This window comes from Bacillus testis (genome assembly GCF_001243895.1).
Lineage (GTDB): Bacteria > Bacillota > Bacilli > Bacillales > DSM-1321 > Bacillus_AD > Bacillus_AD testis.
In genome coordinates this window covers 1,270,598-1,287,919 of record NZ_LN851186.1, presented here as the reverse complement: position 1 = coordinate 1,287,919, position 17,322 = coordinate 1,270,598, and the positions used below count along the sequence as shown (strand labels likewise).

Genomic DNA, 17,322 nt, shown 5'->3' with positions numbered 1-17,322 from the left:
GTCAGAGTATAATATGATTAAAGTCAAAGATAGTCAAAGTCAAATTAGACTATCTCTTTTGGATAGGAGAAATACATGATCAATAAGGAGGAGTCACATATGTTATGTGAAAAATGCCAAAGACAACAAGCCACTGTACAATTGCAGCTTCGTATAAATGGACATCAAGAAAAACATCATTTGTGCTCTGCTTGTTATAAAGAAGAACGCTCAAAACTGGGGGCAGCAGCTCAAATGGGAAATATGCCATTCGATATGGAACCCTTTTTCAACCATGCATTTTTTAACGGCTCTGCCGATTTTTCTTCCATGTCAGGCCAACCGCAACAGCCATCCATGCCTCAAACGGGACAAGACGGGCACCGTGGAGGCGGACTGCTGGATCAATTCGGCCGAAATTTAACATCCAACGCAAAAGCTGGATTAATCGATCCAGTCATTGGACGTGAAAAAGAAATCAAACGAGTCATTGAAATTTTAAATAGACGAACAAAAAACAACCCGGTTCTGATTGGGGAACCTGGTGTAGGTAAAACAGCCATCGCTGAAGGATTGGCGCTAAAAATCGCAGAAGGGCAAGTACCTGCCAAACTGCAGGCAAAAGAAGTATACCTTCTAGACGTCGCTTCCCTTGTTTCCAATACAGGAATCCGCGGCCAATTTGAAGAACGGATGAAACAGCTAATCGGTGAATTGCAAAGCCGCAAAAATGTCATTCTTTTCATTGACGAAATCCATCAGCTTGTCGGTGCCGGCTCTGCTGAAGGCAGTATGGACGCAGGGAATATCCTTAAACCTGCCCTTGCTCGCGGTGAATTGCAATTAGTAGGGGCGACAACGCTTTCTGAATATCGTCAAATCGAAAAAGATGGAGCGTTAGAACGCCGCTTCCAACCAGTGCAGGTCGACGAACCTACAACAGAGGAAGCCATCAGTATCCTAAAAGGATTAAAGGATCATTATGAATCTTTCCACGGAGTAACTTATACAGAGGAAGCCTTGCAAGCAGCTGTCGAACTTTCAAGCAGATACATCCAAGACCGATTCCTGCCTGACAAAGCAATCGATTTAATGGATGAAGCTGGCTCCAAATTAAATTTAACGATCGAAACAGGAGATCTGGAAGCGATCAAACAGCGTCTTGCTGCCATCCATAGAGAAAAAGAAGAGGCTCTTGCCAAGGAAGATTATGAAAAAGCAGCAGTCCTTCGCGATGAAGAAGGCAAGTTGGAACACGCATTAGAAAACGGCAACCCTTCGCAACCAGTTGTTACCGTAGAACATATCCAGGAAATCATCGCTGAAAAAACAGGCATCCCTGTAGGCAAAGTGCAAGAAGACGAAGCACAGCGAATGAAAAACCTCCAAGCTGAACTGTTCAAAAAAGGAATTGGCCAGGAAGAAGCTGTCCAAAAGGTCGCCAAGGCAATCCGCAGAAGCCGTGCGGGACTGAAGGCTAAAAATCGCCCGATTGGTTCATTCCTCTTCGTTGGTCCGACAGGTGTTGGTAAAACAGAGCTTTCTAAAGCACTTGCTGAAGAACTGTTCGGAACAAAAGAGGCAATGGTCCGTCTGGATATGAGTGAATATATGGAAAAACACAGTGTATCCAAACTGATCGGTTCTCCTCCAGGATATGTCGGCCATGAAGAAGCCGGACAATTGACTGAAAAAGTGCGGAGACACCCGTACAGCATCGTCTTGCTGGATGAAATCGAAAAGGCGCATCCGGATGTCATGCATATGTTCCTGCAAATTCTTGAAGACGGAAGATTGACTGATAGCCAAGGCCGTACCGTCAACTTCAAAAATACGGTCATCATCATGACAAGCAATGCAGGCGCCGGCATGAAACGCACTACTCTCGGATTCAATGAAGAAGGTTCAAAAGTGGAAAAAGATAGTATCCTTGATTCTTTAAGCCAATACTTCAAACCAGAATTCCTGAACCGCTTCGACAGCATTATCGAATTCAACGGTCTGGAAAAAGAGCATCTAATCCAAATTGTAGACATCATGCTAGCTGAATTAGACGACATGCTTAAAGAAGAAGGCATTTCTCTTGAAGTGTCAACCGAAGTGAAAGAAAAACTGGCAGAACTCGGCTATAGCCCTGCTTTTGGGGCACGGCCTTTGAGAAGAGCGATCCAAGAGCATCTTGAAGACAATATTGCTGACTTCATGTACGAAGAGCCTGAAGTGAAAGATGTTAAAGCAATCTTGGATGACGACGACATCAAGATTATCAAACAATAATTACGTCACCTTAGCTTATTAGCTCTAAACCTCTATCCAACTTTGGATGGAGGTTTTTTTACTTTCCATAGAATCTGCTTGCAGGGTCAAAACACGCCATAAACAGAATGCCAATCGCTCTCGAAAATTTGCTTAGGATATTGGCTCTTTGGGCGTTTTTCTGGGTCTTTGATTATATTCATCCTTTCTTAAGCATGCAGTTTTAAAACTTCTGTTTTTTATGCGTTTTTAAGGTTATTTTTTTGTAGAGAGGGTATAGAGTAGTGACGGGAAAGAAACAGATCCCGTCAAAGGAAAAGCTGGTGGTTGGTTGCTTAGATGAGAATGGGTATAGAAGTTCCATCGAGTGATTAACAGGTACAGCGTGCATGCTGATTACATGTATGGTGAATCAGCTGACTTTCATTAGGTCAAGACGAAAAAGGAATGGCGGTTAAGGTTTCTGTCAAGCAAGCATTCTGGATGCGAAGTCGTGCTGGCATCCATTCCACTCCTCATTCGTATAAAGCTCATTCATCACCTATTTCAGAGATGCACATACGAAACAAAGATTTGTGAGTCGTTACCTTTCATAAGGAAAGAAAAAAGGATGAAATCTCTGTTCTCTCCCCCACGGCAAGTGGAGGACAGATGAACAAGAAGGAAAACTTCGCTCTTCCTTAATGAACGTAAGCGGCGCTACGAATCCTGCAAGAGAATGATTAAGTTGTTTAAAGTGATGACAGCACAAAGGGAAAGCAACTTAAGCAACCTTCCACCAAATAATTTAACGATCAAGGCTCACATGAGTGGGCCTTTTTTATTTGGCATTTTTTCTTGCTCTGTTGATTTTAGATGGTGGTATCATCCAGGCTGGTTTGCGGGCATACTGTAAGATAAATAACCTTCTTCACATTTATTTTCGTGCTGAAGTGGGAGTCTGATCATCATATAGAACGGATAAATGATATCTCTATCAGACTCTTTATTATGTACATACTGTTTGTCCATGGGTCCTAAGCAGATTTAATTCAAGCCGCCTGAAAGGAGAAATTGTTGATGACAACCATAGCTTCCATTCTGATCTTGACTCTTGTTTATTTATTGATTGAAGTAGTTTTGCGGAAAAAACAGCATATGACGGTTTCCCCGATCTCTAGACGGGAGGCAATAAAAGGGCGCCACCTGCCATTTCTTATTTTGGAGGCTTTTTTGCTTCTTGTTTATCTTTTCACTTCCATTTATTTTTATAAATGGATTAGCCCAAATCCCTTAATCCCTGTCTTTTTAATTGTTTTATTCCTCTTTTGCATTTATATCATCAGGGGTATGGAAGAATACTTCTTTAAAAAAGAAGATAAAGAATATGTCCATTCCTTTTTGGGTGCTTCTTTCTTCTTAATGACTTTTTTGATTATGTTCATCACCCATCCTTAAAGCCATATATCGACTTACAATAAGGCAATCTCCTATTGTGGAAGGTTGCTTTTTATCTGGCCAAAAGAAGAATCTCTACCATTTAAGTACCACGAGCCGCTTTTTTCTTATACAATAAAGGAATTGATCCTAAAACAGAAGGTTGGCTAACAAAATGAAAAAGAAACGATTCCTCGTACTCCTGCTGCTGATGGCAACCGTACTTCCGGCCTGCAGCTTTTCTGATTCTAAAGAAAACGGTATATTACTATATGGAAATCCAGACAGTGTGGATCTTGCGACCGACCCGTATCAATCCAAACTGCAGGTGCAGGCGCTTTACCATGTTAAAGAATTAGAAAAAGAAGGCTTGAAATCACTGATCATCAACAAAACCACCATCCTACAAATGATGGACAAACAGCTGCTTCGTGATGGCGCGGATCCGACTAAAGCTGCAAACATAAAGAAGCTAGACCAGCTGACTGACAAAAATGTCCTTCTTTTCGCTTCGAGCAGCAAGCAATCAGATAAGCTCCTTCCTTCCCTTCCTACGATATATGACGGGAATGTACAGGTGGGGACGAAACGGAATGGCATTACATCCATCTTTGTGGTGGAAGACGCCATATATGATTCACTGCCGCAATCCGAAAAATCGATTTCACTCATGCAATTCCATAAAGCTTCTGCTGCCAAAGATGCATATAACGATATTCATCATGTAAAAAAACAAATGATCGTGATGGATTAAAGCACACCGTCCATTCTAACTAGCGCTAAAAGATTCCCACTCCAACACGGGAGTAAAGACAAAGGAGTGTAAAGCGCCAGCAAGAACTAAGATTGGTTCAACTACTAATCGGTGGGGGATGATTAAAACCTCCACCGATTAAAGTTTCACTTTATGAAAATGGGCTTTTTCTATATTTCAGACAAAGGAAAAGACCGCAATCTCATTGACACGGCCTTTTGTTTGGCTACTATCTAATTACCAATTGTATTGAGTTAAATCTTCAATAATATCCCCTTCATGGTCAATCAGAATCCAAGTACATTTGTGAGTGACTGCATAGTTCAATACATCGAAAAACTCAACAGGCACCTTATGTTTTTCTTTTAATTCCTCAGTCACCAAACGTTCCTTCACCGGAATGAACCAACCATCATCCTCTTTTTTGAATACAGGGAAATCTACATCGTTACCCTTCGTTAAGTTAGCTTGTTGATCAAGCCATTCCCCTGTCCCTTTTTGGATATGCACACGAGATAATGTAAGAATTTTTTCAACCATGTTCGTTCTCCTCCTTAACATATGTAGACTGGCAACACAGCTCCTATACTCGCATTAAGTTGGTTTGCCTATACGATTTATACCCAAAAATTATTTTGAAATACCTATTCATCTTCAAAAGGTATGTCTATTTTTTGACGAAAAACAAATTATAACGAGGAAGGAATAATTCCCTTTACATTTAAAAATACTATTTTATAGAAGTACTTATTTTATGGTTAGACAAGGAGTGTAAGAACTTGAATAGAGATACGAAAAAAGTGGCCATTGTGGGAACCGGATTTGTAGGAACAGCAATCGCCTATTCAATTGTGAACCAAGGCATCGCCGAAGAATTGATCCTCATTGACCTCGATACAGCAAAAGCGGAAGGTGAAGCGGCCGATTTGCGGCATGGCGTACCGTTCGGCCCTTCACGTGTAAAAGTCCGTGCCGGGGATTATAGTGACTGCAAAGATGCAGAAGTGATCATCATTACTGCCGGCGTTAACCAAAAACCAGGTGAAACGCGCCTCGCTTTAGTGGAACGTAATGCAGCCATTATGAAAAGCATCATAAAAAGCATCATGGCATCCGGATTCAACGGCATTTTTATCGTTGCGTCCAATCCGGTCGATATTATGACCTATATTGCATGGAAAGAATCCGGGCTGCCGAAATCATCTGTCATCGGTTCCGGAACAACGCTAGATACATCAAGACTGCGTTCTGCGCTTTCCGAGTATTTTGACGTCGATCCCCGCAATATCCATACATACATTATGGGTGAACACGGTGATACGGAATTTGCTACTTGGAGCCACTGTTCCATCGCTTCGCAGCCTATCAAAGAGTACATTAAGAAGCATGGCGGCAAGTATAATGAAGCAGATCTGGAAGAAATTTTTATCGGTGTCCGCGATGCTGCCTATTATATTATCGAAAGAAAGAAAGCGACTTATTTCGGGATTGGCATGTGTGTAGCAAGGATTACGAAAGCCGTGCTGAATAATGAGAGAGCGATTCTTCCGGTATCCGTTTACCTGGAAGGTCTTTATGGACAACATGACGTGTATTCAAGCGCTCCAGCAGTAATTTCACGCAATGGAGTGGAATCCGTCATCGAATTGGATCTTTCAGAAGAAGAAATGAAAAAACTAGATCACTCCATCTCCGTGTTGAAAGAAACGATGAAGCCTGTCATCTAAAAAGAAATAAGCCCCCGCATGATGTGGGGGCTTATCTTTATGTCAGGATGCTTTTGCAGAAAAGAAGCGGGAAACCTTGGAAGTAAATCGTTCTCCCAAAATTCTGCTTGCCAGTGTCGTTTTCAGTGTTAGCCCGCCGTATATGGCGACCCCTGCAATTCCACCCATAACCGCCAGTAGAATGGACTGCCATTTCCCTTGGCTATAAGATAGCAAAGGAGAAAGGAAAAATTGCAACAACAGCACTCCCCCTGCCATCAACAGGGTAATCAGACAAATCAGCAGTGAACGCCTAATGACAAAGTGAAAATTCATGTGAGTATATTTTTTTATTTTGGCGAATGTATAGGCCACGGCGCCCATAAATCCAATGCCTGTTGCCAATACAGCACCGTCCGCTCCCATCAGGCGAATCAACGGAACATTCAGGACAGCCTTTAACAAAAGGCCAATCATTAACGCAACTACAGCTGCTTTTTGCCTGTTCAATCCCTGCAGGATGGCTGCATTGACTGAATAAAAAGCAAACAGGATAGCGACAGGTGCGTACCATCTAAGTATATTCCCTCCATACAAAGAGGCTGCCTCCACTTTATAAAAGCTGGCGTACAAGGGATATGCAATAGCAGACATTCCGATCACTGCAGGCAACGTTAAAAAGAGTGTGGCCTGCAGGATTTGTGAGATTTGGCGATGCAGACTCTCTCGGTCATTTCGATAATGCAGCTTGGTGATAGCAGGAACAAGCGTCAAGCTAAAAGCAGTTGCTAGAGAAACTGGTATCATAATCAATTTATGTGCATACATGGTGAAGCCGGAAAAAATCACATTGGCCGCCTCTTTGTCAAATCCCATATTGCTTAAAGTCCGGTTGAACGTCAGGGCATCCACCTGCTGGAAAGCAGGAATAGCAATGCCGACAAAAACAAAAGGAAAAGCATATAGCAGTAATTCCTTATATAACGTTTTATACGGGATCAAATCTTCAAATACCCGCTGTTTCAGGAGCAGCCTATTCAAGTGTTTCTTCCGCTTGAACCAGTAGGCCAGCAAAACCGCCAAGCCTGCCGCAGCACCGATAAAGGCTGAAAATGTTGCCCATCCGACAGCTTGGGCGATACTGCCGCCGAATACGCGCAAAATGAGAAAGGCTGCTCCTAGAAGGACAACAATCCGGACAACTTGCTCGACCATCTGCGACAGTGTCGTCGGGCCCATTGATTGGTGCCCTTGGAAAAACCCCCTAATCAAGCCCATCACAGGAACAAGCAGAAGGGAAAAACTCGTCATCCGTATGACCATGGTTGTATCTCCCAGGGTGTTTCCTTGTGTATCATCAGCAAGCATCCTCCCGGCAAACCAGGGAGCCAATCCATAAAGGGCAATGAAAGCTATGAACCCTGTCATCCCCATCAATAAAAAGCCCGATTTGAAAATGCGCCTGCTTGTCCGATAATCCCCCAACTCATTGTACTTGCTGACAAACTTTGCTACAGCCAACGGAATACCTCCCGTTGCGATACTGAGAAAAATGGTGAACGGAATATATCCGTACATGTAGAGCGCACCGCCCTGTTCCTTCACTAAATGATAAAAAGGGATGACATAAATCATCCCAATAAATTTAATGAAAAACGTACCGAGCGTTACGATCATTGTCCCTCTTATAAAGGATCTGTTTGGCGCCACATCTTTTGCCTCCCCCTGATACCTCTCCCATTTAACGTACAATAAGTCCATCCGTCACCAGTTGAAACTGATTTAAGGATAGGTACGCTTAAACCAGTCGGACACACATGTTTTTGCCCATTCCACTTATGCCAGATAATTGGACCAATGCACAAATCCTATGTAGCAGGAATACGCCGATATTGAGCATATACATACACCGTGTGCAATCATAAGCCTTTTTTTGTATTTACCCTCTGCTACCTTGAGTGCAGCCCCAAAGCCTGCCAGCGGAAGAAGAACCAATAAAAGGATTGATGCATTCAAAAATCCGAACACAGCCCAACCTAGCCATTTATTTGCGCCAATGCTGGCTATGGACAACGAACCCACCCCCACATAATTGACAATGGCAAGCAGCAACGTAGCAAGCAAGAACATATAGGATATTTTCGCGTTTTTTCCCATAGAAACCTCCACACCTAATTATCCATAATATAACTATTTTACCGCAAATACCCTCATTATTCTACAAAGTCAATGAATATTAATGAATAGGGACTGGTTATAAGCGGGCAGGACTAGATGTATGTTCTTTTGAGCATAAGATTTATGAATGCAACACGGAAGTGAAGGCAAAGAAGTGTAAGTGGGAGAATAAACGCTAATAAGAATAGGAAAAAACAGGAGAATAAAACCACTCCTGTTCATTCATCATCAAACCAGCCTTTATATTTAAACCATAAAAACATCACAAGGCCCAGAACAATCATGACGCCCAGCACAATAAAATAGCCATAATGCCATTTAAGTTCAGGCATGTTCGCAAAATTCATTCCATATAAGCCGGCAAGGAAAGTCAAAGGCATAAAAATAGTGGTGATGACCGTTAATGTTTTCATAATCGTATTCATGCGAAATGAATTCAACGAGATATAATTATCCCTGATATCCGAGCTTAACTCCCGGTTCGATTCAATCATTTCACTCAGCTTCAATAAGTGGTCATAAATATCCTTGAAATAAGCCCTTTTTTGTTCTTGGATGATGAATCTCTTTGATTCGAGGATTCTGTACATTAAATCCCTCATGGGCAAAATGGTCTTCCTGATCGTCAGCAAGTCCTTCCTAACATCAAATGTTTGATGGATAACCGAGTCATGCGCTTTTTTCATTTCATGAAGATTTTCAATCGTAAGAATTCGGTCTTCCAGTCTCTGTATGATAGGAAAGAACGTATCCACAATCTTATCAAAAATGGTGTAGCTCACTTCAACAGCCGTATGGTGAACCCCTTCTTTATTCTGTTGGAAAAGCTCCCATGTATAGTTTAATTCCTTTAAGTCCTCATAATGAAACGTCACCAAAAAATGTTCGCCGATGAATAAATCGACCTCATACGCTTCCAGCGTTTCTTCATTCAGCGCATGGATCACCAGAAAGCTCAAGTTCTCATAGTAGTCCAATTTCGGACGTTGAAGCCGATCCACACAATCTTCTATGGCTAATGGGTGAAAGTGAAAAACCGAGTCAAGTACTGTTATTTCCTCTTTTGACGGCATATTAAAATCGACCCAATACCATTGCATCTTTGCAAGTTCAGCAAATGAAGGGTTCATGACAAGCTCATTGTGTTCATTTATTGCAATCGTTCTAATCATGTTATTTCCTGACCTACTCTCCTAATCCCCTTATTCGGACATACGCCCATAACAAACAGTATAGACAAAAAATCAGGAAATGAGCTTCCTCATTTCCTGATTTCTCCCGCTCGTTCCCTGACCGAAGTAAACGGCAGGCTTACACGGTTCCAAGCCATCGACCAGAGGGCATATGAAATGGTATACATGACGGCCCCCAGTCCCAACCCAGATAATACATCAAGCAATGCATGTTGCTTGGTAAACAAAGTGGACAAGATGATCAGCACACCGATGGTCAGCGCACCTATGGACAGCCATGGCGTCTTCTTGATTCGTTTAATCGCCACCAACATAATAATAAAAGTAGTCATTACATGGATGCTTGGGAAGCAATTTACTGGCTGGTCATTGCTGTATATGAAACGGACAAGTTGCGAAAATACATCATTCCCTGTCACCTCCGGACGAGGCACAGTCGTTTGCCAGGTTGCATAGACAATAAAAGCAATGATTTTCCCAGCAATAAGGCTGCTTAGCGCCACAAAATATAATTTACGCTCTTTAAAACATAGATAGATCAGCGCACTATATATGAATGGATACCATACCACGTAAGGAATAATAAATTCCTTAATAAATGGGATGCTGTCGTCTAAAGGGACCGTAATGGGATATGCTCCTTCAGTCGACTGATTAAGGAATGAATAAACAGGTCCTAACAATATCAATGGGATTAAAAAGAGCAAAGGGTGAATACGTGTTTGCTTCTTCATTTTGTCCCTCCTACTCCAAGTGTACAGACGAGTTGAATTTTCATTTAACCGTCATATTATTCTTTATATTATCATCATTATCAATAATTATATATCTTTTTTATGCATAAGAATGGGCTTTCACCCATTCTTCATTGTATGCCATCGCCTCAATAGTGTTCCTTATTGCGGATTAGTGGTCCAAATACCCGCCGTTTTGATGAACACGCGCGGTGATAGATGGAGAATCGACAAAATCAATTCTGATACATCTTCCGGTTGCATCATCCGATCTTCATCGCCGATTTTCAATCCGCTGTTCACCGCCAAAGCCGTATTGACCGTGCTTGGAGTAATCGCTGTCACCCGCACATTCTGCTTCCGGACTTCCTGCATTAAAGACTCAGTCAGCCCCATGACAGCAAATTTGGATGCGGCGTATGCACTGCCAGTCGCAAATCCTTTTTCTCCTGCAGTGGATGCTACATTAATTACACTGCCTTCCTTCTGTTTTAGAATTTCCGGCAATATTTTACGAGTCACGTAGTAAGTGCCCATTAAATTGACTTGGATGATTCGTTCCCAAATGTTTGGATCCATTTCCAAAAAGGTACCGAATTGGGCCATGCCTGCATTATTGATTAGAATATCTATTTTTCCTAACTGTCCGATCAGGAAATCAGCCGCTTTCTCCACTTGCTCTCGATCGGCTATATCAGCTGTCGCATAAATGGCCTGAATGCCATATGTCTCCGTCAGTTCCGCGCAGAGCATTTTTAATTCTTCCTCACTTCTCGCAAGCAAGCCCAGATTTACTCCTTCTTTAGCCAAATCTATCGCCGTAGCTCTGCCTATGCCCTTGCCTGCACCTGTGATGATTGCGGTTTTGTCTTTCAATTGCTTCATTTTTCTTCCTCCTGTACAACGATTAAAAACGTTACGAAAATTTAACCTACTTATTATATATAGACTATTAGTTCATTATCAAACAACGGAACTCGCCTACTACTCTTTTGTCTTTTTTAGGCAAAACCATCCCCTCAACGATACTTTAGACGCAGTTTTTATCACATAAACATCCAATATAACCCACCATTTAAACAAACACCACATTTTAGAAAGAATAAAATGGGAAATAGCATGAAAAGGGTACATCGCCATGATGCACCCTTTTTGCTGAACCGCATTTTATTATCCCATTCTAACTGTAGGGAGAGAAGACGAAGAAGTGTAAGTGAGAAATCAAACGCCAGTAAGAACCCGATTGGTTTAACGAACGATTAAAGGTTCACTTTAAATATCATCGCCTACCCCATCGCTTTTAACCGACCGATACACATCAACATCCAAATCATGCATTAGCTTGGCGGAAACAACCCCGGCTGTCATGCTCCCTGAAACATTTACAGCAGTCCGTCCCATATCAATCAAGGGTTCAATGGAAATCAGAAGACCTGCCAGGCCTACGGGAAGGTTCATCGCGGATAATACAATCAATGCCGCAAACGTAGCGCCGCCTCCAACACCCGCTACCCCGAATGAGGAAATGGCTACAATAATAATCAACTTTATGATAAAGCCGGCATCTAAAGGGTCAATGCCTACAGTAGGGGCAATCATGACCGCTAGCATAGCCGGATAAATACCTGCGCACCCATTCTGGCCGATGGACGATCCAAATGTTGCAGCTAAATTAGCGCCTCCTTCCGGCACTCCCATGCCTTTTGTCTGCACCTGGACATTGATTGGAATAGTCCCGGCACTTGTACGTGAAGTAAAGGCAAATGTCAGGGCTGGCATTGCTTTTTTCAAAAACTGCAGAGGGTTCAATCCAACTAGGAAAATTAATAACAGATGGATCAGTATCATTACGATTAAAGCTGCATATGAAGCTACAACAAAGGCGGACAGATTAATGATCCCGGCCAACTTGGTGGTGGCGATTGTATTGGTCATCAGAGCCAAAACACCAAAGGGCGTCAATCTTAAAATAAGAGTAACTACTCTCATGACAATTGCATACAGAGCATCAACCATTTTCTTGAATGTCTCGAACTGGGCCGGCTTTTTTCGCCGTACACCTAATGAAGCAACACCGATAAAGGAGGCAAAAATCACTACACCAAGTGTCGAAGTAGGGCGTGCGCCAGTCATATCCTCAAATGGGTTGACAGGGATAAATTCCAGCACTTTTTCGGGAATAGAGGTTGTCGCATCGCCGACTTGATCCTTAAGCTCCCCGGCCCGTTCCTCCTCGGCCGCTCCTGCCTGGATATTTTCTGCGTTCAAATGAAAGACATTAGCCGACAGAACCCCGACGCTTGCTGCGATTAAGGTAGTAAAAACGAGGATGGCAATGATGAGCCCAGCTAACTTGCCTATATTTTTAGAAGATGTCACGTTAGCGATGGATGATATGATCGAAACCATAATAAGAGGCATCACAATCATCTTTAACAGTCTCACATATCCATTGCCCACAATGCCAAACCAATCTGTGGCTGTCTGAAGAATGGATGAGTCCGCGCCATATATAAGCTGAAGCACTGCACCAAAAGCAATGCCCAGGCCTAGGCCGGTAAATACCCGTTTCGGAAAAGAAATGAACTTTTTTTGCATCTTCCAAAGGATATATAGCATTCCAATAAAAATAAGGATGGTCACAACCAGATTAATCATATTCACATTCTAGGATCCTTTCTGTTTTCACATCAGCATATTCACGCTGTGAGCTTGGGAATACTGCTAATGACAGCACATTCCTTTTCATCCTAGTTTTCTTCACTGCTTGAACCCCTATGCATCTAGAACGTCAAAAAAGCCCCACATCTCTGTGAGGCCTGATATTTATCGCAATTATAACGAGCGCTAAGACTCCCACTTAAAGCAAGAGTAAAGCGAAGAAGTAAATCACACTTTATTTAGCTACGTTGCCCGCTACGTTCATGACGTCCCAAGTACGCGCAAAAGGCGGAGCATAACAGAAATCCATCATGCCCAATTGGGATGTGGTCAATCCGCTATAGATAGCTACTGCCAGCGCATCGACACGCAGTACAGCTCCATTCTTTCCGACAATCTGTCCGCCAAGGATTACCTTCGTATCGGCATGGTAAATCAGTTTTGCATGGATAGATTCTTGTCCGGGATAGTAATTAGTTTGGTTTTTGTCGGAGATGAAGACTGTTTTATAGGGGATGCCCATTTTTTCTGCTTCTTTCTCTCCGATACCTGTTCGGCCTGCTTCAAAGTCCATTACCTTCAAGCAAGCTGAACCCAGTGTCCCTTCAAATGTTGATGAACTCCCTGCCAAGTTTTCGCCGATGATGCGTCCGATTTTGTTGGCTGTAGTCGCCAGAGGGATGTAGACATCTTCTTTGCGGACAAGATGGTAAACACTCGCACAATCCCCTGCTGCGTAAACATCCTGAAGAGATGTTTCTCCGCGTTCATTAATTTTGATCGCGCCGTTGCCGAGCATTTCAATGCCTGTGTTTTTCAGGAACGCTGTATTCGGGCGCACACCTGTTGCAATCACGACGATATCGGCTTTATATTCTCCTTTATCCGTCAAGACAGCCTGTACCTTTTCTTCACCTTTTAAAGAAGTGACCATTTCAGACAACTTTAGGTTCACCTTATGTGAAAGGATTTCCTGTTCCAAGATGCTAGCGATATCGCTATCGAAGCTATCCGGCAGAATATGGTCAGTCAATTGGATCAAGGTCACGTCTTTCCCCAATTTCTTCATTGCTTCCACCACTTCAAGGCCGATATACCCTGCACCAATCACCACTACATGCTGGTGATCCTTCTGCATGGCTGCTTCCTTTAAAGCAATGCCATCTTCCATGGTCTTCAATGTGAAGACATTTTTAAGATCTTTTCCTGCAAATGGAGGAATAATCGCTTGGGCGCCTGTAGCGATAAATAGGCGATCATATTGATCGATAAATTCTTCTCCCGTAGCCAGGTTTTTAACATTCACCTGTTTGTTGTTAGCATCAATCGTTGTCACTTGATGAAGTGTTTTTACGTCAATTCCTGTTTCTCTGAACTTTTCAGCCGTTCTTGCCACCATCCGGTCTTCGTCATCGTAGAAGTCTCCTACATAATACGGCAGGCCGCATGCCCCAAAAGAGACAATATCGCTCATTTCATAGACAACCACGCTTGCTTCTTTTGCCATCCGCTTTGCTTTAGCAGCGGCGCTCATCCCAGCCGCTTCACCGCCAATAATAATGATTCTCATAGTAGTCTTCCTTTCTTTCCGGAAACATTATAGGAAAGTGGGTAGAGCCTTGCAAACTCTGCCCACTTTTTTCTTGTTTCATTAAGCAGCATCCTCTGAGTCTTCATCATCAGAGAGGTCTTTATCGCTATTATAAACATTTGTATCGATTTCACCAAGAAGCTTAGCTGATACTGCGCCTGCAGTCATTGAACCGGATACGTTTATTGCTGTGCGGCCCATGTCGATCAACGGCTCGATGGAAATCAATAGTCCGGCTAAACCTACCGGCAAGTTCAGTGCTGAAAGGACAATCAATGCTGCGAATGTTGCACCGCCGCCGACTCCAGCCACACCGAATGAAGAAATCGCTACAATCACGACGACATTCAGGATAAATCCAGGATCCATCGGGTTAATGCCTACAGTCGGAGCGATCATCACCGCTAACATGGCCGGATAAATACCTGCACAACCGTTCTGGCCGATGGATGAACCGAATGAAGCGGCGAAATTGGCGACACTTTCAGAAATACCCATGCCTTTTGTTTGTGCTTTCACGTTCAATGGGATTGTTCCCGCGCTAGTACGTGATGTAAAGGCAAATGTTAAAGCAGGGAGCGCTTTTTTAAAGAACTGAATCGGATTAAGACCAACCGCAGTCACTAATAATAAATGTATAACAATCATAGAAAGTAATGCTGCATAAGATGCAATTACAAATGTTGATAAATTAATGATCCCGTCTACACTTGTCGTTGCAATTGTGCTGGCCATCAAAGCCAATACGCCAAACGGAGTCAAACGAAGGATCAGTGTAACAATGCGCATAACGATCGCATACATGGCACCGACAATTTTATGGAACGTTTCAAATGCTTCCGGTTTTTTTCGGCGAATTCCAAGTGCTGCAACACCAACAAACGCAGAGAAGATTACAACACCCAGTGTTGAGGTTGAACGACCGCCTGCCATATCTTCAAATGGATTGGTCGGAATGAATTCTAATACTTTTTGAGGAATAGAAGTTGTAGCATCAGACAATTTATTTTCTAATTCTTGGCTACGAGCCTCTTCAGCTTGTCCAGCTTGGATGGACTCAGCATTCAGGTCGAATACGTTTGCTGATAAAATACCCACACCTGCTGAGATTAATGTTGTAAAAACTAGAACACCGATAATCAAGCCTGCCATTTTTCCCAAGCCTTTAGAAGACTTCAAGTTTGTCATGGCAGAGATGATAGATACCATAATCAATGGCATAACGATCATTTTCAATAAACGAACATATCCATTACCGATAATGCCGAACCAATCGGTTGATGTTTTAATGACTTCTGAATCTGAACCGAATGCAATCTGCAAGATTGCTCCGAATGCAATCCCCATTCCAAGACCGGCGAATACACGCTTCGAGAAGGACACATATTTCTTTTGCATGCGATATAAAACGAATACCATTGCCAATAATGCAGCGATGTTTAACCCAACAAAAACGACTGAACTATTCATTAGAGAGCACCTTATTTCTTATTAATTTATTATGATTTCTTGTTCAACATTTGCTTCAATACGATTGTGTCAAGGATCGGCGACCCTTCATTGCCGATTTGGCTAAAGTTGCGGATCGTATCGTTTACATCCTTTTCAATAAAGCCATCCGTTCCTGAAATGCATATTCCCCTCTTTGCTAACAGCGCTGCCTGTACAGCAGCTCCGGAACATGTAGCCACTTTCATGGCACAGCCAGCTTTCGCACCGTCGCATAGCATTCCCGTGACATTGCCTAGCGTATTCTGGATGGCATAATACATTTGCTCTGTATTGCCGCCCAGTAGATAGGTGATGGCTGCAGCGGAACTTGCTCCTGCAATCGTCACGCCGCACAAAGCAGATAGCCTGCCGAATTGATTTTTGATAAAAATGGCGATCAGATGAGAAATGGCAACTGCACGAATCATTTTCTCTTCATCGGCTTCTAGCTTGCGCGCTACCGCAACAACCGGCATCGTTACCGCAATTCCTTGGTTGCCGCTGCCGGAATTGGCCATGACAGGCAATGTAGCGCCGCCCATCCGGGCATCAGATCCTGCAGACGCATAGCTCATTGCATGATTGGCAAGATCATCCGATAAAAGCCCCTCTTCCATTTGTTCTTTTATCATTCTGCCGACCTGCAAGCCATATTCGTTCTCAAGGCCGTGATTGGCGACAGCCAGGTTCATGTCAATACTCTTCTTGACAAGTTCCAGTTTTGACAAAGGGCATTTCAGCGCGAAGGAAACAATATCGTCCAATGTAAAGGAAATATCCTCAGTATTGCTTTCCTTTCCCTTGTCTGCCGATTCTTGTGCCATTTGTTCAATGCCATTGACTTTCAGCGAGGTAATGTTCGTATGTTCATCTTCTATTAATACTTCTACCTTTTCGTGATCGGTTTCGATCGTGACATCAATGACAAGCACCTTTGGGGAAGTCACTTCTGTAACCTCTACCGTGCCGCTGTTACATAAGGCAACCGCTTCTTCTTCCTCAAGAGAAGTAACCCCTTCTAGTAAGGATAACGTTTTTTCTGATCCTTTTACGATAGCACCCAAGGCTCCGACAAAGGCAATCCCGGTGTATGTTCTACCTGGTATAGCTACAGCCATTGCATTTTTAATGACATTGCGGCTGCAGGCGATTTTGATTTTCCTGATTGGAGCTGTTGTCTGCTCAGCTGCCACTGCAGCTGCATAGGCAATTGCAATGGGTTCTGTGCAGCCTACTGCTACAATCAATTCTTTTTCTAGTACATGTTGCAAGTCTAAGTAATTCATTCTAACCCCCTAATTAGCATTTCTACCTACTTGTCTAAAGTTGCCTTATCTATTTATGAATAAATTCATAAATAAGA

Annotated in this window: 14 protein-coding genes; 4 read left to right on the top strand and 10 right to left on the bottom strand. The window is 42.8% G+C overall.

The annotated features are described in order from the left end of the window. The first annotated feature begins 99 nt into the window (after window positions 1–99). From BN1765_RS06915 to BN1765_RS06905, 3 genes are all read left to right on the top strand, one after another. Entirely contained in the window at window positions 100–2,256 is a 2,157-nt protein-coding gene (locus BN1765_RS06915; RefSeq protein WP_050614425.1) for an ATP-dependent Clp protease ATP-binding subunit, read from the top strand. A 1,038-nt stretch (window positions 2,257–3,294) separates the two neighbouring features. Beyond that, window positions 3,295–3,672 carry a DUF4181 domain-containing protein gene (locus tag BN1765_RS06910; protein ID WP_050614424.1) on the top strand — a complete coding sequence of 126 codons (378 nt, stop codon included), beginning with the start codon at window positions 3,295–3,297 and terminating at the stop codon, window positions 3,670–3,672. Window positions 3,673–3,826: 154 nt separating this feature from the next. After that, window positions 3,827–4,405 (top strand): lipoprotein BA_5634 family protein, encoded by a 579-nt coding sequence (locus BN1765_RS06905; protein ID WP_050614423.1) that lies wholly within the window; start codon window positions 3,827–3,829, stop codon window positions 4,403–4,405. 237 nt (window positions 4,406–4,642) lie between these two features. On the opposite strand, the gene BN1765_RS06900 is transcribed toward BN1765_RS06905, so the two are convergent. After that, window positions 4,643–4,945 carry a DUF5983 family protein gene (locus tag BN1765_RS06900; protein WP_050614422.1) on the bottom strand — a complete coding sequence of 101 codons (303 nt, stop codon included), beginning with the start codon at window positions 4,943–4,945 and terminating at the stop codon, window positions 4,643–4,645. 239 nt (window positions 4,946–5,184) lie between these two features. Here BN1765_RS06900 and BN1765_RS06895 point away from each other — a divergent pair, with 239 nt between their 5' ends. Further along, window positions 5,185–6,132 carry an L-lactate dehydrogenase gene (locus BN1765_RS06895; protein WP_050614421.1) on the top strand — a complete coding sequence of 316 codons (948 nt, stop codon included), beginning with the start codon at window positions 5,185–5,187 and terminating at the stop codon, window positions 6,130–6,132. Between the two features lie 42 nt (window positions 6,133–6,174). On the opposite strand, the gene BN1765_RS06890 is transcribed toward BN1765_RS06895, so the two are convergent. The 9 genes from BN1765_RS06890 to BN1765_RS06850 form a co-directional block, all read right to left on the bottom strand. Then, window positions 6,175–7,788, bottom strand: coding sequence for a putative polysaccharide biosynthesis protein (locus BN1765_RS06890; RefSeq protein ID WP_050614420.1), 1,614 nt, complete (start codon window positions 7,786–7,788; stop codon window positions 6,175–6,177). 159 nt (window positions 7,789–7,947) lie between these two features. Continuing rightward, the gene (locus BN1765_RS06885) at window positions 7,948–8,268 is read right to left on the bottom strand and encodes a hypothetical protein (protein ID WP_050614419.1); all 321 of its coding nucleotides are present in this window, start codon (window positions 8,266–8,268) and stop codon (window positions 7,948–7,950) included. Window positions 8,269–8,507: 239 nt separating this feature from the next. Continuing rightward, on the bottom strand, window positions 8,508–9,461 hold the full coding sequence (corA, locus tag BN1765_RS06880; RefSeq protein ID WP_050614418.1) for a magnesium/cobalt transporter CorA: 954 nt from the start codon (window positions 9,459–9,461) through the stop codon (window positions 8,508–8,510). Between the two features lie 89 nt (window positions 9,462–9,550). Continuing rightward, window positions 9,551–10,216, bottom strand: coding sequence for a phosphatase PAP2 family protein (locus BN1765_RS06875; protein WP_050614417.1), 666 nt, complete (start codon window positions 10,214–10,216; stop codon window positions 9,551–9,553). Between the two features lie 162 nt (window positions 10,217–10,378). Next, window positions 10,379–11,101, bottom strand: a complete 723-nt coding sequence (locus BN1765_RS06870) for a 3-ketoacyl-ACP reductase (RefSeq protein WP_050614416.1) — start codon at window positions 11,099–11,101, stop codon at window positions 10,379–10,381. Window positions 11,102–11,488: 387 nt separating this feature from the next. Continuing rightward, on the bottom strand, window positions 11,489–12,880 hold the full coding sequence (locus BN1765_RS06865) for an L-cystine transporter (protein WP_050614415.1): 1,392 nt from the start codon (window positions 12,878–12,880) through the stop codon (window positions 11,489–11,491). Window positions 12,881–13,112: 232 nt separating this feature from the next. Beyond that, window positions 13,113–14,447: a CoA-disulfide reductase gene (locus BN1765_RS06860; protein WP_050614414.1), complete on the bottom strand. Its 1,335-nt coding sequence runs from the start codon at window positions 14,445–14,447 to the stop codon at window positions 13,113–13,115. Between the two features lie 81 nt (window positions 14,448–14,528). Beyond that, window positions 14,529–15,938: an L-cystine transporter gene (locus BN1765_RS06855; protein ID WP_050614413.1), complete on the bottom strand. Its 1,410-nt coding sequence runs from the start codon at window positions 15,936–15,938 to the stop codon at window positions 14,529–14,531. A gap of 29 nt (window positions 15,939–15,967) precedes the next feature. Then, a complete protein-coding gene (locus BN1765_RS06850; protein WP_050614412.1) occupies window positions 15,968–17,245 on the bottom strand; it encodes an L-cysteine desulfidase family protein in 1,278 nt (425 codons plus the stop codon). Between the last annotated feature and the right edge of the window lie 77 nt (window positions 17,246–17,322).